The organism is Ammoniphilus sp. CFH 90114 (assembly GCF_004123195.1).
In the GTDB taxonomy this organism is placed as follows: domain Bacteria; phylum Bacillota; class Bacilli; order Aneurinibacillales; family RAOX-1; genus YIM-78166.
In genome coordinates this window covers 326,077-350,698 of the sequence record NZ_SDLI01000004.1, presented here as the reverse complement: position 1 = coordinate 350,698, position 24,622 = coordinate 326,077, and the positions used below count along the sequence as shown (strand labels likewise).

The 24,622-nt window shown below is 43.4% G+C and carries 23 protein-coding genes; 20 read left to right on the top strand and 3 right to left on the bottom strand.

Translation table 11 applies throughout. The features are described 5' to 3' along the window. Positions 1-143 precede the first annotated feature (143 nt). From asd to EIZ39_RS11915, 8 genes are all read left to right on the top strand, one after another. Positions 144-986, top strand: coding sequence for an archaetidylserine decarboxylase (gene asd, locus EIZ39_RS11950; RefSeq protein ID WP_129200192.1), 843 nt, complete (start codon positions 144-146; stop codon positions 984-986). A gap of 98 nt (positions 987-1,084) precedes the next feature. Beyond that, positions 1,085-1,483 (top strand): S1 RNA-binding domain-containing protein, encoded by a 399-nt coding sequence (locus tag EIZ39_RS11945; protein WP_129200191.1) that lies wholly within the window; start codon positions 1,085-1,087, stop codon positions 1,481-1,483. Between the two features lie 123 nt (positions 1,484-1,606). After that, positions 1,607-2,035: a hypothetical protein gene (locus tag EIZ39_RS11940; protein ID WP_164985054.1), complete on the top strand. Its 429-nt coding sequence runs from the start codon at positions 1,607-1,609 to the stop codon at positions 2,033-2,035. A gap of 129 nt (positions 2,036-2,164) precedes the next feature. After that, positions 2,165-4,126 carry a DNA gyrase/topoisomerase IV subunit B gene (locus EIZ39_RS11935; protein ID WP_129200278.1) on the top strand — a complete coding sequence of 654 codons (1,962 nt, stop codon included), beginning with the start codon at positions 2,165-2,167 and terminating at the stop codon, positions 4,124-4,126. Position 4,127: 1 nt separating this feature from the next. Next, on the top strand, positions 4,128-6,602 hold the full coding sequence (parC, locus tag EIZ39_RS11930; RefSeq protein ID WP_129200189.1) for a DNA topoisomerase IV subunit A: 2,475 nt from the start codon (positions 4,128-4,130) through the stop codon (positions 6,600-6,602). A gap of 158 nt (positions 6,603-6,760) precedes the next feature. Then, positions 6,761-7,258, top strand: a complete 498-nt coding sequence (locus tag EIZ39_RS11925) for a metallophosphoesterase family protein (RefSeq protein WP_129200277.1) — start codon at positions 6,761-6,763, stop codon at positions 7,256-7,258. Positions 7,259-7,273: 15 nt separating this feature from the next. Further along, positions 7,274-8,338 (top strand): DmpA family aminopeptidase, encoded by a 1,065-nt coding sequence (locus tag EIZ39_RS11920; RefSeq protein WP_129200188.1) that lies wholly within the window; start codon positions 7,274-7,276, stop codon positions 8,336-8,338. A 131-nt stretch (positions 8,339-8,469) separates the two neighbouring features. Then, positions 8,470-9,768, top strand: a complete 1,299-nt coding sequence (locus EIZ39_RS11915; protein ID WP_129200187.1) for an acetyl-CoA hydrolase/transferase family protein — start codon at positions 8,470-8,472, stop codon at positions 9,766-9,768. Positions 9,769-9,868: 100 nt separating this feature from the next. On the opposite strand, the gene EIZ39_RS11910 is transcribed toward EIZ39_RS11915, so the two are convergent. Together EIZ39_RS11910 and EIZ39_RS11905 are read right to left on the bottom strand one after the other, a co-directional pair. Next, positions 9,869-10,165: a hypothetical protein gene (locus EIZ39_RS11910; RefSeq protein WP_129200186.1), complete on the bottom strand. Its 297-nt coding sequence runs from the start codon at positions 10,163-10,165 to the stop codon at positions 9,869-9,871. 142 nt (positions 10,166-10,307) lie between these two features. After that, on the bottom strand, positions 10,308-10,781 hold the full coding sequence (locus EIZ39_RS11905) for an MgtC/SapB family protein (RefSeq protein WP_240675780.1): 474 nt from the start codon (positions 10,779-10,781) through the stop codon (positions 10,308-10,310). Between the two features lie 101 nt (positions 10,782-10,882). On the opposite strand from EIZ39_RS11905, the gene EIZ39_RS11900 reads away from it, so the two are divergent. The 10 genes from EIZ39_RS11900 to EIZ39_RS11855 all read left to right on the top strand — a co-directional run bounded on the left by EIZ39_RS11900 (position 10,883) and on the right by EIZ39_RS11855 (position 19,763). Next, the gene (locus EIZ39_RS11900) at positions 10,883-11,389 is read left to right on the top strand and encodes a DUF309 domain-containing protein (RefSeq protein ID WP_129200184.1); all 507 of its coding nucleotides are present in this window, start codon (positions 10,883-10,885) and stop codon (positions 11,387-11,389) included. A 73-nt stretch (positions 11,390-11,462) separates the two neighbouring features. Continuing rightward, entirely contained in the window at positions 11,463-11,864 is a 402-nt protein-coding gene (locus EIZ39_RS11895) for a PDDEXK family nuclease (RefSeq protein WP_129200183.1), read from the top strand. A 103-nt stretch (positions 11,865-11,967) separates the two neighbouring features. After that, positions 11,968-12,549 (top strand): YqaA family protein, encoded by a 582-nt coding sequence (locus EIZ39_RS11890; RefSeq protein WP_240675779.1) that lies wholly within the window; start codon positions 11,968-11,970, stop codon positions 12,547-12,549. A gap of 73 nt (positions 12,550-12,622) precedes the next feature. Next, on the top strand, positions 12,623-13,288 hold the full coding sequence (locus EIZ39_RS11885) for a DUF4230 domain-containing protein (RefSeq protein WP_129200182.1): 666 nt from the start codon (positions 12,623-12,625) through the stop codon (positions 13,286-13,288). A gap of 81 nt (positions 13,289-13,369) precedes the next feature. Beyond that, the gene (locus tag EIZ39_RS11880; RefSeq protein ID WP_164985053.1) at positions 13,370-14,371 is read left to right on the top strand and encodes a DNA double-strand break repair nuclease NurA; all 1,002 of its coding nucleotides are present in this window, start codon (positions 13,370-13,372) and stop codon (positions 14,369-14,371) included. Between the two features lie 19 nt (positions 14,372-14,390). After that, complete coding sequence (locus EIZ39_RS11875; protein WP_129200180.1) at positions 14,391-16,223, top strand: ATP-binding protein; 1,833 nt, start codon at positions 14,391-14,393, stop codon at positions 16,221-16,223. Positions 16,224-16,235: 12 nt separating this feature from the next. After that, positions 16,236-17,222 (top strand): metallophosphoesterase family protein, encoded by a 987-nt coding sequence (locus EIZ39_RS11870; protein WP_205668544.1) that lies wholly within the window; start codon positions 16,236-16,238, stop codon positions 17,220-17,222. Then, positions 17,219-18,802 (top strand): AAA family ATPase, encoded by a 1,584-nt coding sequence (locus EIZ39_RS11865; protein WP_129200179.1) that lies wholly within the window; start codon positions 17,219-17,221, stop codon positions 18,800-18,802. The genes EIZ39_RS11870 and EIZ39_RS11865 overlap by 4 nt, the downstream gene beginning before the upstream one ends. 44 nt (positions 18,803-18,846) lie before the next feature. Beyond that, positions 18,847-19,086 (top strand): hypothetical protein, encoded by a 240-nt coding sequence (locus EIZ39_RS11860; RefSeq protein ID WP_129200178.1) that lies wholly within the window; start codon positions 18,847-18,849, stop codon positions 19,084-19,086. A gap of 11 nt (positions 19,087-19,097) precedes the next feature. Then, on the top strand, positions 19,098-19,763 hold the full coding sequence (locus tag EIZ39_RS11855) for a P-loop NTPase family protein (RefSeq protein ID WP_129200177.1): 666 nt from the start codon (positions 19,098-19,100) through the stop codon (positions 19,761-19,763). A 70-nt stretch (positions 19,764-19,833) separates the two neighbouring features. Here the strand turns inward: EIZ39_RS11855 and EIZ39_RS11850 are convergent, their stop codons facing one another. After that, the gene (locus tag EIZ39_RS11850) at positions 19,834-20,037 is read right to left on the bottom strand and encodes a cold-inducible protein YdjO-related protein (protein WP_129200176.1); all 204 of its coding nucleotides are present in this window, start codon (positions 20,035-20,037) and stop codon (positions 19,834-19,836) included. Positions 20,038-20,176: 139 nt separating this feature from the next. Here EIZ39_RS11850 and EIZ39_RS11845 point away from each other — a divergent pair, with 139 nt between their 5' ends. Both EIZ39_RS11845 and EIZ39_RS11840 read left to right on the top strand, forming a co-directional pair. Next, positions 20,177-21,427, top strand: coding sequence for a metallophosphoesterase family protein (locus EIZ39_RS11845; protein ID WP_129200175.1), 1,251 nt, complete (start codon positions 20,177-20,179; stop codon positions 21,425-21,427). Further along, complete coding sequence (locus EIZ39_RS11840; RefSeq protein ID WP_164985051.1) at positions 21,424-24,504, top strand: ATP-binding protein; 3,081 nt, start codon at positions 21,424-21,426, stop codon at positions 24,502-24,504. The genes EIZ39_RS11845 and EIZ39_RS11840 overlap by 4 nt, the downstream gene beginning before the upstream one ends. The last annotated feature ends 118 nt before the right edge of the window (positions 24,505-24,622 follow it).

Below are 24,622 nucleotides of genomic sequence, written 5' to 3'. Positions count from 1 at the left end.
GGTTAACAGATCAGGGTAATATTATAATAGTACACTATAACACGTTCGCCAAAAGAACAGGAATTTCTTTTTTACCTTTGCTTTTGGCAGTTATTCAACTAAAATAAGGGGTAATGTTAAAAAGAGAAACTCGGAGGAATGGAATGAAGGATTTCGTTTTATTACAACTTATGAAATTAATGCCTACGCATGCCATATCAAGGTTCATTGGAAGCCTTGCGCAACGACCTGTGAGTAGACAGTTTATCCCACTTTTTTCTCGTGTATTTCAGATTCCTGTGGAAGAAGCGGAGAAATCGACAATGGAATATGGTACCCTTAACGAATTTTTCACACGAAAGTTAAGGGAGGGTCTGCGTCCCATAGCGACCTCGCCTTATGCGGTGGTTAGTCCTGCAGATGGGCGAATCGCAGCCTTCGGAGAGATTAAGGAAGGGCAGCTGATTCAAGCAAAAGGGGTAACTTATACTGTATGGAATCTATTGGGGATGAAGGAGTCAGAGGCTTCCGCCTTTGAAGGTGGAAGGTTTATGACCATATACCTAAGCCCACGTGATTATCATAGGGTACATGCTCCAGTAGAGGGACAGATTACAGACTATAGCTATATTCCGGGTACATTGTTTCCAGTGAATGCCTTTGGAGTAAGAGCGGTAAAAGGACTATTTGCCATGAATGAGAGACTAATTACTTTCATTCAATCTTCTGCTGGTCGTGTGGGCGTCGTGAAAGTCGGTGCAACAGTTGTAGGGAGTGTGAAAGTTGGATATAGTAAAGAGGCAGGAACGAATATAAAAGCAGGAACTTTGGTACAAAGACAACTCCCTTCAGCGATACCGGTTGAACGTGGAGGCGAACTTGGCTTTTTTGAGTTTGGATCTACCGTGGTTCTAGTCTTCGAAAAAGGTAAGGTCGAGTTCGAAGACAGGATTCATGAAGGGTTGGCGGTTAAGATGGGGGAACAAATTGGTCAATTGAATAAATAAGATATTATTTCCAATTTTTTTCTTAGAGTAGCTCTTTATTTCATTTCATTTTTGATGTATATTCTATAGTGTACATATTAGTTTAGGGGGAACATTTTTTGAGTACGATTGAAGTAGGAAACATTATTGAAGGTACGGTAGTTGGGGTTCAGTCTTTTGGAGCCTTTGTTAAAATTGGTGATAACAAACAAGGTCTTGTTCACATATCCCAGATTTCATCTTCTTATGTGCAAGATATTAACCAAGTGCTTAAAGTGGACGATAAAGTTCAAGTTAAAGTAACTGAAATCAAACCCGATGGAAAAATCTCCTTAACGATGAGAATCAATGAGGAACCGAAACCTAATAATCGTCCTCCATTCAGAAAACGCGATGATCGCGGCCCTGGACGCCAGCAAGCTCCTCAGAAGGATGACTTCGAAAGCCTAATGAAAAAGTGGGCAAAAACGAGCGAAGATAAAATGAGCGATCTTGGCAAGCGTGAAAAGAGAAGATAAACCACTCTATTTAGAGTGGTTTTTTCCTTTTCTACTCTTCTTTGTAGCCTTGTTCTGCCTTTTCACCATCCGACATATATATGTATTAAATATGGTTTGAAGCGGGAAAGGCGGTTAAGGAAAATGAGGTTCTTTAATAAAGTGAAAGGGACATTAGATATTGCGACTCGTAAGTCCCAAGATGCCTTAGAGATTAACAAGCTGAACACGCAGATTAAAAAACTAGAGACTGAGGCGGAAAAACTATATCAATCCATCGGAGAAAAGATATTCCGAGATCCCATAATGGAGCAAGATGAAACAAAGCATCATGTAAAGGCACAAGTACATGCGCTTACCCATCTCCATCGCCAAATTGATGAGATGAAAGGGAAAGTACTGTTTCTTAAAGACTTAGTTACGTGTGATTCCTGTCGCCAGATTGTAACGATCTCGACGAAGTTTTGTCCTGATTGTGGAAATAACATAGCCGAGTTGGTTAAAAGAACCATGAAAAACTTAAGCCTAGAAGAACATAACCTTTCTAATGAAAAGGATAAACCCTTGAGTTAGAAGGGTTTTTTTTCATGATTGAACAAGGTGAATTTACAGGTTCGATAGAAGTTTTTCTGATTCCTTCTTGCAATATCAGTAAAAAACCAGTACATTTTAAAAGCAAAGGGGGAAGTCCAGTTGAGTCAAATGAAAGAAAAGTTATATAGTGATGACGATATTAGAGTCCTCAAGGGCTTAACCGCTGTTCGGGTAAGGCCAGGTATGTATATCGGTTCAACCGGAACTAGGGGTTTGCATCACTTAGTATGGGAGATTATCGATAATTCCAAGGATGAAGTACTTGCAGGATACTGCGATACCATCCGTGTAACTATACATAAAGATAACAGTGTGACTGTTGAAGATAATGGGCGGGGGATTCCTACTGGAATCAACCGAGATGAAGGGATTCCAACCCCAACCGTTGTTTTTACCGTCCTTCACGCCGGAGGGAAATTTGGCGGTGGAGACGGATATAAGAAATCTGGTGGTTTGCACGGCGTTGGCGCCAGTGTGGTGAATGCCTTGTCCCAATGGTTAGAAGTTCAAATCCACCGCGATGGCCAAGCTTATAAACAACGTTTCGAGTACATCGAAGAAAAAGCAAACCAAGAAGAACAAGTAGGACATCCCGTAACAGACCTACAGGTCATGGGGAAGACGAATAAGAAAGGCACCATTGTTCGTTTTAAACCAGATAGCAGGGTGTTTAGTGAAACGAACTTTCACTTTGAAACATTGAAGGAACGTCTTAAGGATAACGCTTTCCTTCTGAAGGGAGTGACCATTCATCTAAAGGATGAACGAGTTTCTCCTAACCGGGAGGAAATCTTTCACTTCGATGAAGGGATTAAGGCGTTTGTTGAGTATCTTAACGATGGGAAGACAACTCTGCACGATATTGTCTACTTTGAAGGGGAGAAGGAAGGCATTGATGTGGAATTAGCCTTTCAATACAATGATTCCTCTGTCGATAATTTGTTGTCCTATGTAAACACCATTCCTACCATCGACGAGGGTACGCATGTGTCCGGTCTGCGCAATGCCATGACGAAGGCACTCAATGACTACGCTCGCAAGCATAACTTCTTAAAGAAGAATGACAAAAACTTATCAGGAAATGATTATCGAGAAGGGTTCATGGCTGTCCTTAGTATTCGTATGGATAACCCGCAATTCGAAAGTCAGACTAAGGACAAACTAGGAAGTGAGGAGGCTCGCTCTGCTGTAGAAGGATTTGTTGGAGAGAAGATGGTATTTTTCCTAGATGAGAATCCTGAGATAGCGAAGCTGATTATCGATCGAGCAATCGAGTCCAGACGAATAAAAGAAGAAATTAGGAAGGCGACCGAAGCGCTAAAGAACCCAGGAAAGAAAAAGAAAAAAGGCAAAAAGAGTATCAGTGACAAATTCACTCCTCCTGCCAAACGGGATTCCGAGCGCAATGAACTGTTTATTGTTGAGGGAGATAGTGCTGGCGGCTCGGCAATCAATGGGCGTGATCGCAACTTCCAAGCCGTACTCAGTTTGCGAGGGAAGCCGATCAATGTGGAAAAGAAGAAGATTTATGAAGTGATCGGGCCCAATGGAAACGAAGAGATTAATACGATCGTGGAAGTGATTGAAACCGGAATTGCCGACGAATTCGATGCGAATAAATGTGCATTCGGCAAGATTATTATCATGACCGATGCCGACTACGATGGAGCACATATCCAGATTCTCCTTTTGACTTTGTTTTACCGATATTTTTCTGAGTTAGTGAGACGTGGGAAAGTGTATATCGCCCAACCACCTTTATATAAAGTTTATAAGCAGGATAAGAAGAAGCAGGAAGTGATCTACTGCTGGTCTGAGGAAGAGCGCAGCGCAGCTATGAAAAAGCTGGGTAAACAAGCCGAGATCCAACGTTATAAAGGACTGGGTGAAATGAATGCGGAGCAGCTCTGGGATACGACGATGAATCCAAGCACGCGGCGATTAATCCAAGTGGATATCGAAGATGCAGCAGAGGCCGAACGGATCGTAACCATCCTTATGGGGGATAAGGTTCCACCACGCAGGGAGTGGATCGAACAGAACGTGAAGTTTGTTGTTGAGGAGGAATAGTGTGAGCCTATTCAACCAGGATTATATGCAGATGAGTGTAAGGGACGTTTATCGTTCCAGATTTAGCGATTATGCACGTTATATTATCCTATCACGGGCCATACCTGATGTTCGTGATGGTTTAAAGCCTGTACAGCGAAGAGTCCTTTATTCCATGTATAAAGAGCGAAATCTACCTGACCGTCCTTATCGGAAATCAGCGAAAACCGTTGGGGATGTTATGGGGAATTACCACCCGCATGGCGATTCCTCCATTTATGAGACAATGGTGAATCTCGTGCAGAATCATAAAATGAGAGAGCCTCTTATTGATGGACACGGCCACTGGGGGACGGTGGATGGCGATTCCGCTGCGGCTATGAGGTATACTGAGGCGCGCCTAACAGAAATCTCTACAGAGATGTTGCGCGATATTGAAAAGGATACGGTTGATTTCATCCCGAACTATGACAACACGACGAAGGAACCTACCATACTACCATCACGCTTTCCCAACTTGCTAGTGAACGGGGTAACGGGGATTTCCATTGGCTTTGCGACAGAGATTCCTACTCATAACTTAAGAGAAGTCATTAAGGGATCTATTGCCTTGCTTAATAACCCTGATATCACCTTAGATGAGCTTATGACGTATATCCCTGGACCAGACCTTCCACTAGGTGGAATTATTCAAGGGAAGTCGGAAATAAAGAAAGCCTATCGGACAGGTTCCGGGAGAATTGTAATTCGCTCTAAGACCCATGTGGAAAAGGGAAAGCAAGGAAGGCAGTTAATCGTCATTGACGAGATTCCTTATACTGTGAAGAAAAAAGCGCTGGTCCAGCAGATTGATGAAGAAATTATAGACAAGAACGTGGACGGTTTATTGGAAGTAAGAGATGAAACCGATCGAGAAGGCTTGCGGATCGTCTTAGAGGTTCGCAAGGACGCTGAGATTGAGGGCATCTTGAATTATCTCTACAAGAAAACAGATCTCCAAATTTCCTATAGCTTTAATATGCTAGTGATTTCAGATACCCATCCGAAACAAATGGGGCTAAAAGAGATCTTACAAGCTTATATCGAGCATCAAAAAGAGGTTGTAACCCGTCGTACTCAATATGATTATGATAAGGCCGAAAAGCGTCTTCATATTGTTGAAGGAATAATTAAGGCGATCTCCATTCTTAGGGAAGTCATTGATACGATTATGGATTCTGATGGAAGAGAAGATGCAAGAGAAAACTTGATCTCTAAATATGACTTTACCTACGAGCAAGCGGAGGCCATCTTAGATATTCGCCTTCACCAATTGACTAGACTTGATATCAAAAAGTATGAAAAAGAGGAAAAAGAGCTTCTTAAAAAGCTGAAAGAATGGAATGCCATTCTCACGAGTGAAAAACAACTTAAGAAAGTGATTGAAAAAGAGTTGGCGGAAATCGGTGAAAAGTATGGCAACGAACGCAGGACGGTGATTCAGGATGAAATTGAGACGATCGAAGTCGATATTTCCATTACCGTTCCTTCTGAGGATGTCATAGTAACCCTATCAGAAGACTTGTATATCAAGCGTGTATCTTTGCGTTCCTTTACTAGTTCGGGAGGGACCTTAGAAACAGCAGGAGTCAAAGAAGGGGATAAAATTAAGTACTTCCTACGGGTTAATACGATTCATTCGTTGTTGCTCTTTACCAATGACGGGATGTATTATCAGGTACCCATCCACGAAATTCCGGACGCGCGTTGGAAAGACCCTGGAACTGCCCTTGTCAATGTGGTTGGATTAGGGAAAGATCAAAAAATTATTGGGGTTATCCCTATTGAGGATTTCAATCAGCCAGAGGTGTTTGTCCACTTTGCCACTTCTAAGGGGATGGTAAAGAAGACGGCTCTCACGGAGTATGCTACGAACTACAAGAAGCGAGGGATCGCAGCTGTTAAAGTGAAAGAGGATGATCGTGTCGTTCAAGTGTTCCTTGCAGGCGCCAATGATCAGATGCTAATGGTAAGCAAGGAAGGAATGGCTATCCAGTTTGCACTGAAGGAAGTAAACCCTATGGGAAGGAATACCGCAGGCGTAAAAGCGATGAAACTATCGGATACAGACGATATGATTGACGCTTTCGTTACAAAAGAAGAGGATGAGCGAGTGTTAGCCATCCTAACGACAGATGGTACCGTAAAACGGATTTATGTTTCAGACTTCCTTGTTCAGGCCAGAGGAGGCAAGGGATTACTGGTCATCCGGAAGAGAAAGACGAAACCTCACCGCTTGATCTACGTCTTATTAGAGTCAGATACAGCTGGGGACCTCTATTTTGTTACGAATAAGGGGCAAGAAGCCATAGTTCCTGTAGATACAATAGACATCTCTGATCAAGGTGGAGCGGGAAAAGATCTACTTTCTCTTGAAAAAGGAGAAGAAGTGATTCGGGCTTATCAGCGACCGATTATACCAGAAGAAAAGCACGACGAGGATCAGGATATTTCCTAGGCAAGCGCATATTTCGATAAGAGCCGTACGACAATTGTCGTAACGGCTCTTTTTCTGTCGAAGGAAGTGAGAGGTGATAACAACAAAAGGGAATATCTGCTAAACTAAAAGAAAGATCGTTAGGGAAGGAAGAGGGATGACGATATATGGCTTTTAACATGAGAATTGGGATCATCTCAGACACTCATATGCCATCAAGGGCAAAGGGAATTCCTCAAGAGCTTGTAAAGGGGTTGAAAGGTGTAGATCTTATCCTTCATGCGGGAGATTGGACTAAGCCCGAGGTGGTTCATGCTTTTGAGTCGCTGGCACCGATTGATGGTGTAGCAGGAAATAATGATGGGGAAGAAATTATTCGGCGATTTGGGAGAAAGAAGATTATTACCCTGGCGGGATATCGGATCGGTATGATTCATGGTGATGGGGTGAGGAAGAAGACGGAGGAACGAGCTTGGGAAGCTTTCGCTGATGAGACGGTGGATGTGATTGTTTTTGGTCATTCTCATGTTCCTTTTCTTCGTAAGCATCAAGGGGTCTTGGTGTTTAATCCCGGCTCCCCGACCGATAAGAGACGTCAACCTCGATATTCCTATGGTGTTTTGACTCTTGCGAACTCAATTAAGGCAGAACACTATTATTACGACGATAAAACATAAGGCTAGGAGGTTAACATGGGCACAAAAAAGAGATTAAGAGACTATGGAATTTCCATTGGACAGCTTCCTACTGGACCAAAGAATAAGATAACAGATGTACAAGGCGTAAAGGTGGGGCATGTGACGTTAAGCGAGGGGGCCATTCAGACTGGTGTTACGTGTATACTTCCGCATAGGGGAAATTGCTTTCAAGATAAGGTGTTAGCAACAAGCTACGTCATCAATGGTTTCGGTAAAACAGTTGGTACGATCCAAATGGAAGAATTGGGAGTACTAGAAACTCCCATCCTGCTTACGAATACGCTAAGTGTAGGTACGGTCAGTGCTGCTTTAGTCGAGTATATGTTGAGAGACAATGAAGATATTGGTGTGACGACTGGAACCGTCAATCCTGTGGTAGGCGAGTGCAATGATGGATATCTGAATGATATCCGCGGGCTCCACGTGCAAAAGGAACATGCTTGGGATGCGATTTGCAAGGCTTCAGAAGATTTTGAGGAAGGGGCTGTGGGAGCAGGAACCGGCATGTCGTGCTTCGGGTTAAAGGGGGGAATCGGATCAGCTTCACGTGTTGTACGCATAGAAGCCCTTGATTATACTGTCGGGTGTATCGTCCTTTCTAACTTTGGTCAGAAGGGTGATCTTCTAATTGATGGAAGACCCGTAGGGAAGTGGATCGAAATGCAAGATCAAAGCGGACACATGACAGAACGGGACAAAGGATCGATCATCATTGTGCTAGCTACTGATATTCCACTAAGCGAAAGACAGCTTAAACGAGTGTCAAAACGTGCCACGGTTGGCCTTAGTCGAACAGGATCCTTTGTTGGACATGGAAGCGGGGATATTGTTCTTTCATTTAGCACGGCCAATCAAGTACCGCATTATCCGGAGACGACAGAAGTGATACAGACGGTATTGCATGAGGATCACCTGGATTCGGTATTCCGAGCAGTGGCAGAAGCAGTGGAGGAGTCTATTTTGAATTCGATGGTAACAGCTAAGTCTGTTACAGGGAGAGATGGAAATAGCAGAAGATCTTTGAGTGAATATATGGAGGCATGGCTGCTGCAATCTTAACAAAATAATGGAATAATGTTTGGACTTTTTTCACTTTATCCTGCGGTGTATTATGCTACCATGTAAGAGCTAAGGGAAATTGTAGAAACTCGACCTTCTTCGGAAGACAACATATGGAGGAGAATATGGTTATGAATACACCGCTAATGGATTTATTAAAGGAAAAACGCAAGAAATCTGAAGACGTCCTAGAGCTGATCAAGGATGGAGATGATATCATCCTTCCTCTCGCGAACGGGGAGCCTAAAGTATTGCTGGATTGCATTGAAGCGAATGCAGCACGTTATCGTGATGTAAGCATTCATCAGATGCATGCTTTACGCGGGCGGGACTATATAAATGGGAAATATCGTGGTCATTTAAGTCATGTAGCTTACTTTCTGAGTGGAGCTTCCCGGAAGGCGTTCTTAGAGGGAAACTGTGACCTGGTGCCTAATCACTTTCATGAGGTGCCAAGAATTCTAAGAGAAACCACAAAAACATCCCTGATCATTACGTGTGCCTCCCCAATCGACGAGCATGGTTACTTCTCATTCGGGACTCAAGCGGACTATATTACTTCTTTCATAGGTAAAGTTCCATTCTTCCTCGAAGTGAATATGAATATGCCTCGTACCTTCGGGGCCAATCAGATTCATATTAGTCAAATCGCGGGGTATACGATTGAAGACTACCCCCTCCACGAGGTTCAATCACCGCTGATCACAGACATTGATCGCCAAATTGCAACTCTTGTGGCGGAACAAATTGAAAATGAATCTACCATTCAAGCTGGAATTGGAGCCATTCCTAATGCGGTAATTAGCTTGCTTGTGAATCATAAAAACCTGGGAATCCATACGGAGCTTCTCTCCGATGGGGTTGTAGATTTAGTAGAGTTAGGAGTCGTGAATGGGATAGCAAAGAAAACACATCCTGGTAAAGTAGTAGCGACCTTTGCCCTAGGTACGAATCGACTCTATGAGTATATTCATGAGAACCCTGGTGTAGCCTTCCTGCCTGTCGAAGAAGTAAATGATCCACGATTGATTGCAAGGGAGGATAAGATGATCTCTATTAATGCCACAACGGAAGTCGATTTCTTAGGGCAATGTGCATCAGAAACGGTAGGGGGAAGGTACTATAGCTCTAGTGGAGGTCAATCCGATTTCGCGAGAGGAGCTCGATTTGCGAAGGAGGGTAAAGGATTTATTTGTATGCACTCTACTACGAAGAACGACACGATCTCTCGTATACGTCCTCAACTATCCTTGGGATCCGCCGTTACAACATCGAAAAATGACGTAGACCGGGTGGTTACTGAGTATGGGGTAGCTCAATTAAGAGGAAAGAGCATCTCAGAGAGAGCAAAAGCCCTCATTCGGATAGCTCACCCGAAGTTTAGGGAAGAATTGCTCTATGAGGCCAAGAAAATCGGATTTATTATTTAAGAGGAAGGTGCTACAGGATACGGGAGCTTGAAAATCGAGATAAGGGAAAAATACTTCCCTTATCTATTAATCTGCCAAGAATGGGGATCTCGTCGATCAGCTAGCCTTTAGATAGTCGATAATACTGCTTTTCTAAAAGCTTTCTTTTATGTGGAGGATAGTTCTCAAAGGCCCAGTAGCCTTCCTCGTTGAAAGTAGCACCTAACTGGATGGCAATATTAAGATTAAAAAGGTGAATGCTGGCTTCTTGGGAGGAGAAAAATAATTTGCGATTGACTAGACGGTCATCAATGGAGATGTCTACAACGTGGAGATCTCCTTCTTGTTTGCTGTCGAAGTGGACGTGGCTAAAGTCGTAAGGGAACTGGGGTTCAATTGGGTGTCTATGGGTGTTCAACTTCTAAGCCTCCTTTCCAATTAGGTTATCATCACTATATACGTAAGCGGTTACATAAAAGTTACAAGAAAATGTATCCGCTTACTTATTATTTTGCCACTTTAAACGGATACAGTCAATGTGTAATATATGCAAAACTTTTTTAATCTAAGTGTTCCTCATTGGCTTGTTCTTCTGTAGGATAAAATCGCTTACTCAAAGCGTTTCCTAGCTTGATCACAAGGAGCATCAAGATCACACTAAAGCCCATGATTCCATAGTACCCAGCGCCAATCGCAATTCCAATGCCCCCAGCAAATAAAATCATAGAGGCTGAGGTCAGTCCAGAAACTCTACGTCCTTGTTTCAAGATGAGTCCTGCCCCAATAAAGCCTAGCGCGGGTGGAATTTGTGCTGCTAATCTAGCGGGATCCATCATTGTAACCCCACTGTGTGCATAAACATGGAATAAATCCACGGAAATAATCGTCATGAGAGTAGAGGCTACTGTAACAAAGGAATAGGTTTTTATACCTGCTGGCTTACTTTTGACCTCTCTGTCCCATCCAATGAGAAAGCCTATAAGGACAGCGAGCATAATTTTAACATAGGGTTCAAAGTCAAATCCGGCGAACACAAATAAGCTTGTTTCGATAAATGCCCCCTCCTTTCCGGCAGTAACAGAATGTTTTATTATTATATTAAGACCAAAGCGTCAATATGATTGAAGGAGAAACTATGGAATACCCCATCGAATATATTGAATTCTTAGTGCATTTTCACGGTGATCGTGATTTTTTTGAGTGTCACGAAATTCTAGAGGAGTATTGGAAATCGGAAGAAGAACGCTCGGATAAGTGGGTCGCTCTTATTCAGCTTGCTGTTGGTTTGTATCATCATCGGAGAGGGAATTACGCAGGGGCAAGGAAAATGTTGGAGAGCAGCCTAAAACGAATGGATTCAACTGAAATTACCCAATTAGGGCTAGATTACGAAAAATCTTATCGTTTAATCCAGGAACGGATTAAACAAATTGAACAAGGACTGGTGTACACAGATTTAAATCTGGCAATCAACGATCCCGAATTACTTACGCGCTGCCTTGAGGAATGCGACAAAAAAGGAATGATTTGGCAAGGGCGAAGCGGTGAACAAGAAGAACTAATCCATCGGCATACCCTAAGAGATCGAAGCGATGTTATTGCGGCAAGAGAAGAACAAAAAATGAAAAAAAGAAGAACTTAACAGGAATAAACCTGTATTTCCGTATATTTCCTGAGCTGAGTAGCCATACTTTCTTACGGAGGTGTTTTAAGAGGTGGCTACTTTTTTTCTATGTTTGACTATAGGATTCTTACTTCTCATGACAACGAGCCCTTATCGGACAAAGGCTCCTCAATTTACTCAGTGTAATCGATCCTGTCAGCGTTATCTCTTCCAAACTCTTTGGAAGGAAGGCTACTATCCTGATGTGGCCTATAAAATTGGTAAATATGAGGTAGATATTGCTTTTCCTTATAGTAAAGTGGCCATTGAGTGCGGATGGAATAAGTGGGAGATGACCGATATTTACCTGGCCCAGTCTAGGCGAAAGGAAAGACTTTTGAGGGAGCAGGGGTGGCAACTTATTCACTTAAGTCCTAAAGAAATCTATGGAAATCCAAAGCTATGCATCCAAAAAATTGAGCATGGTATGTCTGCTATAAAGCGTGTATTCTAAAAGGGAATACACGCTTTTTTTCTGTTAAATAACTGAAAAAGGCTTGCCAATTCCTCCGGCTTGTGGCCTAATGAAATAGTTATAAAAAAACTTAGGGAGAATCATGATGTCTTCTTTACATAATTGGTTAGAGCAAATCATTGATGTATTACTTGATTACGGGATTTGGGGACTTAGCATTATGTCATTCTTTGAATCGGCGTTTTTCCCGATTCCTCCTGACGTGCTGCTCATTCCTTTGGCCATGTTAAATCCAGAGAACGCTTGGGTCTTGGCCTTTGCGACAACTATAGCTTCTGTGCTGGGCGCATTGCTTGGTATATGGATTGGGAAGTGGCTTGGCCGTCCGATTCTATTGAAGTTTATCCCCGAACAGCAGATTTCTCGAGTGGAGAACCTATTCTCTCGCTACGGAGGATGGGCCATGTTCGTCGCCGCTTTCACTCCAATCCCCTTTAAGGTTTTTACGGTAGCAGCAGGAGTGTTTAAGGCGAATATCGTAACGGTTATGATCGCATCGATAATTGGTCGAGGGGCACGTTTCTTCCTGATTGCAGCTTTTATTGTTTATTTCGGTGATCAAGCGATGGACTTGATTTCGCAATACTTAGGTCCTATTACCTTTGCTGTCGCAGGAATTGTCCTCATTGGCGGCTATATTTACAAGTTGCTAAAGAGACGTTAGTATAATGTACAAGCCGTTCTCAGTAATAATATATTAATCTAACGACGATGCAAAAAAGGTGGTGGAACACCTCATGTTTTATCCGAAGAAGTCCATCCATGAGATCCTTGCCGCAACAACCGAAGTTTCAACCGCCGCAGAAATATCTTATCAGATTGAAGACGCCTGGCGAAAACGGCTATGGATTCTACTAGCTGCAATTGTTGCTTTTTTTATCCTACTGGCGGTTGTGACAGCCTCCATTAGCTATGTTGTGCTTGCCAAGGAAAAGACTCGACAAGAAGCTTCTTTGCTTACGAGTGTGAAGGCCATCTCTAAACTAGCTACAGTACAACACCATTATATGGATGTCTTTGAATGGAATGATCAAAAGGACTTCATTCTATTTCAATTAAAAAAGTCCCTTCTCGCAACAGGAACAGCCTCTATTCTGGCTGGAGTCAATCTTGAGGAATCTCAAGTTCAGGTGGAAAAGGAAGGCGGTCGTGTCTTTGTCACTTTTCCTCGGGCAGAAATTTTTTCTGTGGATAGTGAGCTGCGTTTCTCAGGGGAATCGGATATGATCTTCAGACGCATTTCATTGGAAGATCGTAATCGGTTGATGGAAGAGTCGAAGGAAACCTTCCGGCAGAAGGCTCTTGAAGCAGGAATTATCTCTCAAGCAGAAGAGAGAGCCGCTTCACAGATTACAAGTTACCTTGAAGGCCTAGGCTATCAAGCTGAAATCAAATTCCAATAAATCATCAGGATGAATTTCCTGATGATTTTCTTTTTCCCTACTGTTACACTAAGTAATAACGGATGTTCGGGAGGTGTTCGCATGCTAGCCATGTCTGATGGATTACGACATACTTTGCTTTACTTACAAGAAGAGTGGACGGAACAGATTGATAGCCAACCTAGCAAAGAAAATTTACGAAGGCTGATTCAAGAGCATGGAATTGGTGAGTTTGTCTCTATTCAGAAGATGGATAAAGAAGAATTGATTTATTATTTAAATGGCAGAACCGTGGCAGGAGTCGATGGCTCCTCTAATTCCTTTGGGGGGAGCTATCCGGGAACCATAGCCTTACTGCAAGCGGGGGCCATGACAATGAAACGAAATAAATACCTAGTCGGAGATGCTCTTTCCCCGATGAGTCGTCGTGACCGTTTACGCATAGCAGAATACCAAGATCGACATACCCTTGGTGAATCTGAGGCGTACCTTCGCTATAAGGATGAACGAATGGCTCAACTCGAAGTCGAAGCCGCACTCAAGCTTCTAGAATCGGAAGAGCCAGCGCTCATGTTGTTCGATGGGGGGTTTGTTCGTTATGAATCCAAAGCCTTCCTGCTCTGGGAGGAGTATGCCTCGCGCGCCCGTGAAAAGAATATCTTTTCTATAGGTATAATTGAAGAAGTAGGAACGAACTTCATCTCGAGAGCCCTCATAGAAGCGCTCGGGGGAAAACTACTTCCTTATGATCGTCAGATCTTATTTGGTGTTTTAGAGCCTGGGGAAGCATTGTTTTTAAATACAGACTTAAAGCATAAAGGATTTTCTGGGCGTTACTATACTTGTTTTGCTAGACTCTCAGCGCACCCTTCAATTATTGGTTGTGACGTATTCCTTGACCGCAAGGAGGAGCTCTCAACCGCTTTACGGTTCCTCTTTGCCAATACGCTAGAGGGAAGTCGCGGTGTTCCCTTCTGGATTGATCGGGTAGACCACGAGATAAAGCTTACGTACAAGGAAACAGAAGCGATGATAAGACATGCGTTTCCACCGGCTTGGGTGGAAAAATTCCTAGTTAGTCAGAGAAGTAGAAGAGATATTTAAGGGAATAGGGAGGTACCGGATGATCCATATCGTAGGGATTACCACACCACAGGAGGTCTATGCTGCATCGAAGGAACGACCTTTTCATCTAAACGAAATATTGATTATTGAAGATCACCGTCTGGGTTCTCCGAAGGGAGAAGTGATCTCGACTCAGTCTTATAATCGCTTTATTCCCCTTGAGATGGACAGCGGGATGAAGCTTGATCAAGCCTTCTTATCTAGTTTAGAGGAAGCAGGCTACTCTATACAGGACGATGTGATACACGTAGCTAAAATTCGTTTGCTCGATACGGTATCTACACCCGTTTCCACTGGGTCCATCGTTCGGGTTCCCGATTTTTCTGAAGTAGAGAAACTGCTGGTTCGCAAATATCCTTCTGAAGGATTGGCCCTAGGGGTTATTGTGGGTACGGAAGAGATCGGAAAACGACTGCCTGCAGAATTAACGGGTGTCGCCCCTTTATATGATGCTCGCGTAGGGGTGATGGGACAAGTTGGAGTGCCTTTTGTATTTGATTATCGAGCTATGAATGAATACCCGCATATTGGTATTTTCGGAGGTTCGGGGTCAGGGAAGTCCTTTGGAATGAGGGTGCTCCTAGAGGAAATTATTAAGAAAAAAGTGCCAACCATTATTTTCGACCCACACTTTGAATTGTCATTCGATGTTCCATTTGAAGGGCTGCCTGCCGGATTTGAAGAGGATTTTCGCAAGCGAACAGCACAGTATACGTTAGGAAAGGATGTAGGGATTGATTTTACTGAGTTGCATGCTCAGGATGTTGTGAGTTTGTTGAACTCTTTAGGCTCCTTCTTAAGCCCTTTGCAAGAGAACGTGGTGGAAACTCTTCACCGCAAGAACATGACGTTTGAGAGATTTCGAGATATTGTCTACAACCTAAAAACAGCCATGGAAGAGGAGAAGAGCCTGCAGACCTCAGATGAGAGAGGCAGAGAATTAAGCCGCTTACTTAATAGTGTTAAAGATAAAATTACGCATATCGGTCCTGTCGATGCGGTTCTCTCTCGGTTAAATATGCTAGATTTGACCGGTCTTGTACGTGGAGACGCACGCCAAGTGGAAGCAGACATGCTATCACGTAAACTCGTGACCATTCGTGGACCGATTAAACAGCTTCGTTTATTCGCTGCCTATCTCACGCGCAGCTATTATCAGAAGAGGCGAGAGTACAAGGATGCCTTGCAGCAAGGAAGAAATCCCTTAGTGAAGTTTCCACCATTCATTGTTGTATGTGATGAAGCGCATAACTTTGCTCCTTCAGGTGGAGATGAACGTTCCCCAACGAAGGACATTATTAAAGAAATAGCTCAAGAAGGAAGAAAATATGGTGTGTTCCTGGTCTTGGCTACCCAACGCCCTGCTACTCTAGATTCTACGGTAAAGGCTCAATTAGCTACCAAGTTCGTCTTTAAGACCAATAACTCAAATGATATTGAAACCATTAAGGAAGAGACGGATTTGTCTCCTGAAGAGACTCGCAGATTGCCCTATTTACCTTCCGGAACGGCCTTTATCTCCTCTTCTCTTACAGGTCGAAGTATCTTGGTGAGAATACGAGTCTCTAAGACTCGAAGTCCGCATATGTTAAATCCTTTTGATGAATTAGATAATGAATTTAAAGGAGAGCAGGACAGGCTGTGGGAGAAGATTGTGAATTCTAAATTACTGCCATGTGGAGCCGGAAATATTGATGTAGCGGAGTGGCAAACCAAATTAGGAATGCCTTTAACAAGGGATCGGATTGTGACGATGCTCGAAGACCTGGTCGATGAGGGCAAGATTCAAAAAGAGCGAGGCATATTTGGTACAGAGTACAGTTTAGTTTAGGGGGGATTAAAGTTGATACGGCTACTATATATAACTGATACCCATATTCGTGGAACGTCCCCCGCCAACCGTTTAGACCATTTCCCAGACACTCTAAAGACTAAACTAAATGAGGCCGTGGACTATGCCAATCAAGTGGATGTCGATGCTGTATTGCATGGTGGTGACGTGTTTGATGTGCCATCACCGTCTCCATCTGTAGTAGGGGAATTTCTATCTATTTTTACCAAATTAAAGGCGCCATTGTACGGCATTATTGGAAACCATGATGTGTTCGCCCATAACCCGCAGACACTAGATCGAACCATGTTGGGTCTTGCGAATAGGCTCGGGATTATCCGCATCATTCATCCAGGGGAAAGGGTTTATTTAGAGAAGGACGGGACTAAAGTACAACTTACGGGGCAGCACTTCCATGTCGATTTAGATCGTCGTGATCCGACATTAGATTACTGCGTTACAAAGGAAAATGCCGATGTCGCCATTCATATGGTGCATGGTATGCTTATGGATCGAAAGTTTATCGATGGAGTGGCTCATACTGTGATCGATCAGATTGTGGGAACAGAAGCGGATCTAACCCTTTGTGGCCATAATCATTTAGGATTCCGGGATACAGAAAAGGACGGGAAGTTCTTCCTTAATCCCGGCGGATTCGTTCGGTTAAGCAATCACCCAGCAGAGATGGCACGCAGACCTCAGATGGTACTCATTCAAATTGAAGATGGCAAGCTAACCTATAGGAAAATTCCTCTTCGCAGTGCTCCGAAGGGAGAGGAGATTCTTGACCGCAGTAAAGGTGAAGAAGCCATCTACCGAGAGCAGAAATTAAATGCTATTGTGGACGAAATTAAGCAAGCTGGTGACTTCCAATATGCCAATATCCACGACATTATCGAACAGATCGCATCACGGGAAGGCATAAGTACATCTGTTCGCGAACTCGTTATGGATCAAATTGCGAAGGCACAGGAACGGCTGGAGGTGGATGAAGAGTGAAATGGATTCAGCGTGTGATTATCGATGATTTTCAATCCCATCGAACAACCGAACTTGCTTTTGTCCAAGGGTTTAATGTTATTGTAGGTCCGAGTGACCAAGGGAAAACAGCCATTATACGGGCTATTCGTTGGGTGTTGTATAACGAGCCCAAAGGGTCGGATTTTATAAGAGTTGGCTCCAATCGAACCAAAGTAACCTTAATTATGAACGATGGAACGATAGTTAGCCGTGAACGTACTTCCTCACGTAATCGATATTCTGTAGCTGTTCCGGGATTAGAGGAGCAGATCTATGAAGGATTCGGACATGGAGTACCTGAAGAAGTGATGAATGCAACAGGCGTTCGTCCTGTGAAAATAGATGAGTCCACTCAAGTTAATATCAACATAGGGATGCAATTGGATGCTCCTTTTCTATTAGACAGTAATGGAGCGATTAAGGCAAAAGCGATAGGACGCATCAATGGTGTGCATATATTGGATTATGCTCATAAGACAACTAGTAGTGAATTAAACAGCAAACAAATTGAAGAGCGACGACTTCTTGCCGAGATTGAGAAGCGCGAGGAACAGTTAAAGCAATTCGATGATCTAGACCAATGGGAAAAATCTCTGACTTCTTTAGAAAGAGGTTTACAGCAAGCTGAGGAATTAGAGCGCAGGATCGAGTGGTTCAAGCAGAAGCTCTTAGAGCGCAAAGAGCTGGATAAGAAGCTTAGAACGGCAGAGGAATTCATTAACCGATTAGCTCCTCTTGATATGGCGGGAGAGTATTGGAAGAGTGCGGAAAAGGCTATAAATCATAGGGAGAAGCTCTTATCTTTCCATAAGCAATTACACGAGACTAGATTCTCCCTTCAAGCAGCGGAAGAATGGATTAGAAGGACGTCTTCCTTAGAAATGGCAGGTGGACTGCTCGTACAAGCAATTAGTGTACTTGAACGTGGACAAGCTGTAGAAAGACTGCAAAACACAAAACGAGAGCTGAATCAGGAAAGAGATCTAATGAATCAGATCGTCCATCAGACCGTTTCGATTTCCCAAGCAGAAATCGGAATCCGAAAACTACAGGATGTACTCGAGAAGGAACAGCTACTAATATCCTTTGCAACGAAGGCCAACGAATATCAGGAAGTAGACAGGAAGATTCAACTCGTCCTGTCTAAAACAAAAGGGTTAGATCAAGCACAACAATTATGGGAGGAATGGCAAGAAGCTAGTCGAAACTACCAAATACTTAAGGGATTTGTTCAGAAAAGAGGAGAATGGACAACCCAGCTTCAGCTTGTGGCCCATTATACGCAAGAGACAGAAGCACTACCGGTTGCAGACCAGCAATTACAGAAAGTACTGGAGCTAGGAAAACAGCTTGAGGTTCTGAGAGATGCACATTATCGTAGTCTTGCAATGGTGAAGGAAAAGCGAAAGCTTGATGCCGAAATTGAGGAAGCAGACATGTATCTTGAGGCTCATGCCAAGCAATATTATGAACAATTAAAACATCTTGGACGATGTCCGATATGTTTGGGAGAAATTGAACATCACACCGTTGAACGAATTGTAGCCGAGATTAGCTAATAGACAAGCGTTGAGGATCAAAAGTTAAAAGGAGGCGTATGAATTTGAGCCAAGAACAATTAAATAAATTGAAAATAGCTATAGAAAAAGGTAAAGAGCTCAGAACAAGGGCTTTAAGCCGAAAAGAGATTTTAGAACAGCAAGAGAAAGAACTGCTCGAGGAGATCCGTAAGATGGGGGTGGACCCTGATCGGATGGAGGAAGAGATTGCGAAACTAGAAGCGGAAAAAGAGCGTCTCCTCAAAGAAATCGAAGGCCTCATTCCTTTTGATTTGATTAAGTAAGGGGGATTAGTATGGAGGATTACTCCCAGTTAAGAGAGAAGGCTACTCGATTTCGCCAGATTTATGAAAGGCGAAGAGGCCAACAGGAGCACTTAATTGAAGAGAAGAGGCAATGGCAGGAAAAGGTCGAACATCTCCACGCAGAGATTGAAGATTATACGAAAGCCCGCTATTTACTACAAGAAGCAGCAGCATTTGCCAGGGAGCAAGCGAGGCAAAATATTGAGGCTTGGGTTACAGGGGCTTTGCAGTTTGTTTTTAGTACGGACGATATAGCTTTTCGTGTCATCCTTTCCGAAAAGAATAACCGGCCGGATGCAGAGTTCTATGTGGTTTCCAATTATGATGGAGTATTGGTTGAGACTAAGCCACAGGATGCGCGTGGAGGCGGTGTTGTGGATATTGTCTCCCTAGCCTTACGGATTGCGTTGATGGAGTCAGGGAAGCAACAGACTGACGGTCCATTAATGTTGGATGAACCGGGTAAGCACGTCTCTGAGGAATATGGAATGATGCTTGCTCAGTTCCTCAAGGGTGTTACTCAGAAAACCAAGCGTCAGGTGCTCCTTGTGACACACAACCACTATTTAGCAGAGTCAGGCGACCGTTCATATCAGGTGGTCTTACAACAAGGGATAAGCTCCGTAACGGAGAGAGATCGTGGACAGATGTATTAAGCTCGGGTGAAATGTTATAGAGACCTTACTTATCAAGAGTAAGGTCTCTTTTCGTTCGCTATATTATTGATTATTGATTGGGCATCCGATCGAAGAGTACAGGTAACATCCTTATTTCGCTCATCATTTCCCCTTCACAGAATGGACACTGGGGTTCATCAGAGAAAGAGAATTCTTTTCTAGCCCAACCTGAACATGTATCGACCATACATTTCCAAATTTCCGTTTCCACTTCTTCTATAGGATCAGGTTCCTTTTTGCGATTAAAGAACACAATGATTCCTCCTTCGTCTTATGCTTTGCTTAGTCTGTCCTAATACGGAAAAATTATCCGCATTGTCCAGAGATTGCTTTACAATCGACGAGATCTTTATTAATATAAGAACATATATTCTGTTTTTGGGAGGTAGGGAATGGACATTCGATTTATACATGCGGCAGATCTTCATCTAGACACTCCGTTCGTCGGTTTAAGCCAATTGCCTCCGCGTATTCGAGAACAAATACAAGAATCCACCTTTCAAGCTTACCAGCGCCTTATTCAATTATGTATAGATGAACAAGTCGATTTTTTATTACTAGCTGGCGATATTTACAACTCGGCAGATCGTAGTCTACGTGCACAGCTTCGTTTTAAGGAAGGATTAGAGAGGCTAGCTTCCTGTGGGATATCTAGCTATATCATTCATGGGAATCATGATCCTCTGGATGGTTATCGGGCGCGATTGACATGGCCAGAGCAGGTTCATTTCTTCTCAGGGGAGGAAGTGGAGTCCATACCATATAGAAAGAACGGTCGTGAGCTTGCAAGAATTTATGGAATAAGTTATCCAACTCATCACGTGATGGATAATCTCGCCATTCGTTTTCAGCGAGAAGAACATAATTCTTACGCCATTGGTCTCCTTCATTCCAATGTAGGAGGAGACACAGCACATGACAACTATGCGCCGTGCAGTATGGCTGACCTGCAGAGAAGCGGAATGGATTATTGGGCGCTAGGTCATATCCATGTTGGTCAGATCCTGAGGAAGGACAAGCCGGTTATTATCTATCCTGGCAACCTGCAGGGAAGAAGTTTTAAGGAAACAGGGGAGAAAGGGTGCTACCTCGTTGAGGTTGATTCCGTAGGAAAGACCTCCCTATCGTTTCGGGGACTAGACGTGGTGCGATGGTTTGATTCTCAGATGGATCTTACCATCTGCCAAACGGAACAAGACCTCTTAGATCACTTAGACAGAGAGATGGACAATTGGAAGCAGTTGGTGAAAGGGAGATCAGTGATTGGTCGTCTTCGACTGAAGATCACGGAGGAACTTGCTGCTATACTAAGGAAACATAACATAACCCATGATTTGTTAGATCGTTATCGTGAGATCGATACTCCATTTTTTTGGCTTCAAGCTATTCATGTCCAGGTTTCATCGGTATTACTTGAAGAAGACCCTTTCTTACTAGAGATGCAGACATGGGTGCATCGTTTGAAGGAAGAACCTCAACTTTTGCAAGAGTTGCTTCAGGAAGCGAGTTCTCCACTACGTCATGAACACCGACTTGGAAGGAAATGGGTTACGTGGTTCGGAGAAGGGGATAGGGATTGGAATTGGAATGAAGAACTTGAGAGGCTCTTGGGCCATAGAGAGAAGGGAGAATGGAAGTCATGATCATAACTTCTGTTCATATCTATGGGTTTGGGAAGTATCAAGACTTCACTGCGGAATTTGGACATGGTTTAAACTTAGTTGAGGGCAGCAACGAGGCTGGGAAGAGCACTCTTCTCGCTTTTGTGCGGGCCATATTATTTGGGTTTGAGAGCAGAAGAACTCCTGAAGATCGTTATGAACCGCTAGAAGGAGGAAAGTTTGGCGGAATCGTCACACTTCGTGACTCCATGGATCAAGAATACCAAATCGAACGAATTGGGAATAAGAAGGCTCAGGGAACGGTCAGAGTCATTCTTCCAAGCGGTGAAGAGAAGGGGGAAGAATGGTTAGGAAAATTACTAGGAGGAACTACTCCTTCCTTTTACTCTAACATCTATTCCTTCGGTTTAACTGAGTTGTCTCTACTGGGTAACCTGAATCAAGAGGATGTGGCCCATTTTCTTTATAATTCTGGCACGGGTGTTTCTTTACAGCAATGGGAGAAATCATGGATAGAGGAAGCAGAGAAATTATTTAAACCGAGAGGAACTCAGCCCCTCGTCAACCAGCTTCTTGTTCAAGTCGAAGAGCTTGATGGCCAAATTAGACACCTTCAAGCAGAGAATGACGCATATAATACGATCCATCAAGAGCTCGATTTTCTTAATGGAGAAATAGAACAACTCCAATCGCGGGATCGTGAGTTGAAGCTTCAATGTAAGCGATGGGAGAAATTAAAACAACTCTATCCCTTGTGGCAAGACGTCTTACTAATGGAGGCCCGACTCAGAGAGTTTCCAGACACTTCTACCTTTCCCGAACAAGGTATCGCACGTTTAGATCAACTTGATAGGGAGATATTGTCTCATGAATTGGACATAGAAGAGGATAATCAGAAGTTGGCAGAACTACAAGACAAGATTGCTCGCTTCACCATCGATGATCGGATTCTATCATTGAAGGAGGAGATCGAACACCTCTTTATGCAGTCGACTCGATGGGAGCAGAAGAACGATCAATTATTGGCTTTATCCGTAGAGCGGGATCACCTCTATCAAGCTATTGAGAACTTCTTATCCCAGCTTGGGCCGGATTGGAGTTGGAGTAGATTAAGAGAATTTGATACGACCATCAGCCGCAGAGAAATGTTAAGAGAACAACGTCTGATCTTTCAAGCCTTCTCTACCGATCATAAAACCTTAAAGCATCTAAAGGCAGAAAGAGAAGAAGAGCTGTTAGATGTAAAGCGCGAGTACGACAAAATGATCAAAGAAGAACCTACGATATCAGAGGGGCCTGAACTGGATCGTGTGGAGCAGGATTATAATCGTTTCCAAGCCCTATATCATACGGTACAGAATGACCAGAGTCGCTTAGAATGGATGAAGAAAGAGTGGGAACGAGAGCGAAGTCAGAGGCGTGCAAATACGAAGGCCACTTTACAGTGGAAATTCATCTCCATCCTTACTTTGTTCCTTGCCTTCGCTTTAAGTACGGGATGGTACTTCTGGTTTCGTGATGCATGGTGGTTGGTTATTCCAGTGATTGTAAGCTTTTTGCTCTCCATCATCTATGGCTACCGTGCAGGAAGTCTTCGGACAAGTAAGAGTGATCATACCTATGCGAATGCGATAGAAGATTTAACAGAGCAGATCAAAGCGAAACAGTCGGAACTGATGACCCTCTCGATGAACTCATTTCATGGAGAACGATCCTTAGATGCAATTGCTCAGTATATTCAACAGTTAAGACAGAGCCACCGCGTCCACTACCGTGCAAAGGAAAAAAAGTCCATACTGGGAGATAAATTGCAGCAGTTACATAAAGAAATAGATAAGTTAGATAGGAAATTACAAGAGCTTTCTACTGAATACGACCTAGAGCAAGGAAACTGGATAGAAACCTTAAGAGAGTTAGGGCTCCCAACAGGCTTAAGTCCGGAAGGGGTCCTTGAAGTTCTAAGTGTTACGGAAAAGGCAAAAGATAAACTGCAAAAGTATGATGAAATTGATTATAAGTGCCGTGTATTGGATAACGGGCTTCATGATTTTACAAGTAGAGTCGACGAGTTGTGCTCACAGGTAGATATTCTTTTACATTCAGAGCAATCATGGACGAAGATGAAGGTCCTCCACAGATTAGCAATGGAGAATGAAGAAGCCTATAGAGAAGCTGAACGGATGAGAAGTGATTGGAAGGAAAGAAAAGAAGGCCTCGAAAAAAAGGAACGGCTGTGTGCAAAGTTGAAAGCAGAGTGTGTTGAATTACTGAAACGTACAGGGGCTAATGACAGGGAACATTTTAGACAACTTTCTACTGTTTATCTTGAACGCAAGAAGCGTGAAGAAGAAAGATCCGTGATGACGCATGCTCTGTACTCTTCAGCAAGCCAGGAAATCATAGACATGCTTCCTCTCTATAGCAGAGAGGAAGTGGAGGCACGAGTAGAACAATTGGCGGAGGAGCTAGAACAACTTCATATCGAACTTCAGGAGTCCCTAGACCGACGAGGTCAATGGAAAAATAAGATTAGTCGCTTAGAATCGGGTCAGAACCTATCCGCTTTGTACCAACAGCGTGAGGAGACTCTATATGAACTAGGTCTTGCGTCTAAGCAATGGACGGTCTATCGGATGGCTTATTTATTACTCAAGCGAACGAGAGAATCGTACGAATCAAAGAGACAACCGGGAGTTCTAAAGAGGGCCACTGAATATTTTTACAATCTGACCGGAGGAAGATATACGAGAGTCTATTCCCCTGTTGGTGAACAAAAGATTTATGTGGAGAGACATGACGGGATGCGACTTGAGCCAGGGTATTTAAGTAGAGGGACAAAGGAACAGCTCTTTCTAAGTTTAAGGTTTTCTCTCATCGAGGAGTGTGCCGGTCCTGAACCTTTACCTATCATCTTAGATGATATATTCGTTAATTTTGATGGGGGTCGCACTCAATTAGCCATAGAGTGCCTACTTGAAGTCAGTAAGCATCAGCAAGTGCTCTTCTTCACCTGCCATTCCCATGTAGCTAATCAGCTTAGAGAAAGAGTTCCATGTTTGAACGAGATAAACTTAAGACAGAGAGCGAATAACTTATAGGAGCAGAGAAGGTCTTCGCTCCTTTTTTATGTACCCTTACCAGGTCCATGCGTGGCTGACAGAAGGGGAAGGGAGGAGGAGCCCTAGCAGCCTTACCCCTTAACGGAACGAATTTCCG

Excerpts from the sequence above, each read along its gene's own strand:
- asd (WP_129200192.1), top strand. The coding sequence starts at position 144 with ATGAAGGATTTCGTTTTATTACAACTTATGAAATTAATGCCTACGCAT.
- EIZ39_RS11940 (WP_164985054.1), top strand. The coding sequence starts at position 1,607 with ATGAGGTTCTTTAATAAAGTGAAAGGGACATTAGATATTGCGACTCGT.
- EIZ39_RS11935 (WP_129200278.1), top strand. The coding sequence starts at position 2,165 with ATGAAAGAAAAGTTATATAGTGATGACGATATTAGAGTCCTCAAGGGC.
- EIZ39_RS11925 (WP_129200277.1), top strand. The coding sequence starts at position 6,761 with ATGAGAATTGGGATCATCTCAGACACTCATATGCCATCAAGGGCAAAG.
- EIZ39_RS11920 (WP_129200188.1), top strand. The coding sequence starts at position 7,274 with ATGGGCACAAAAAAGAGATTAAGAGACTATGGAATTTCCATTGGACAG.
- EIZ39_RS11915 (WP_129200187.1), top strand. The coding sequence starts at position 8,470 with ATGAATACACCGCTAATGGATTTATTAAAGGAAAAACGCAAGAAATCT.
- EIZ39_RS11900 (WP_129200184.1), top strand. The coding sequence starts at position 10,883 with ATGGAATACCCCATCGAATATATTGAATTCTTAGTGCATTTTCACGGT.
- EIZ39_RS11890 (WP_240675779.1), top strand. The coding sequence starts at position 11,968 with ATGATGTCTTCTTTACATAATTGGTTAGAGCAAATCATTGATGTATTA.
- EIZ39_RS11885 (WP_129200182.1), top strand. The coding sequence starts at position 12,623 with ATGTTTTATCCGAAGAAGTCCATCCATGAGATCCTTGCCGCAACAACC.
- EIZ39_RS11880 (WP_164985053.1), top strand. The coding sequence starts at position 13,370 with ATGCTAGCCATGTCTGATGGATTACGACATACTTTGCTTTACTTACAA.
- EIZ39_RS11875 (WP_129200180.1), top strand. The coding sequence starts at position 14,391 with ATGATCCATATCGTAGGGATTACCACACCACAGGAGGTCTATGCTGCA.
- EIZ39_RS11855 (WP_129200177.1), top strand. The coding sequence starts at position 19,098 with ATGGAGGATTACTCCCAGTTAAGAGAGAAGGCTACTCGATTTCGCCAG.
- EIZ39_RS11845 (WP_129200175.1), top strand. The coding sequence starts at position 20,177 with ATGGACATTCGATTTATACATGCGGCAGATCTTCATCTAGACACTCCG.
- EIZ39_RS11840 (WP_164985051.1), top strand. The coding sequence starts at position 21,424 with ATGATCATAACTTCTGTTCATATCTATGGGTTTGGGAAGTATCAAGAC.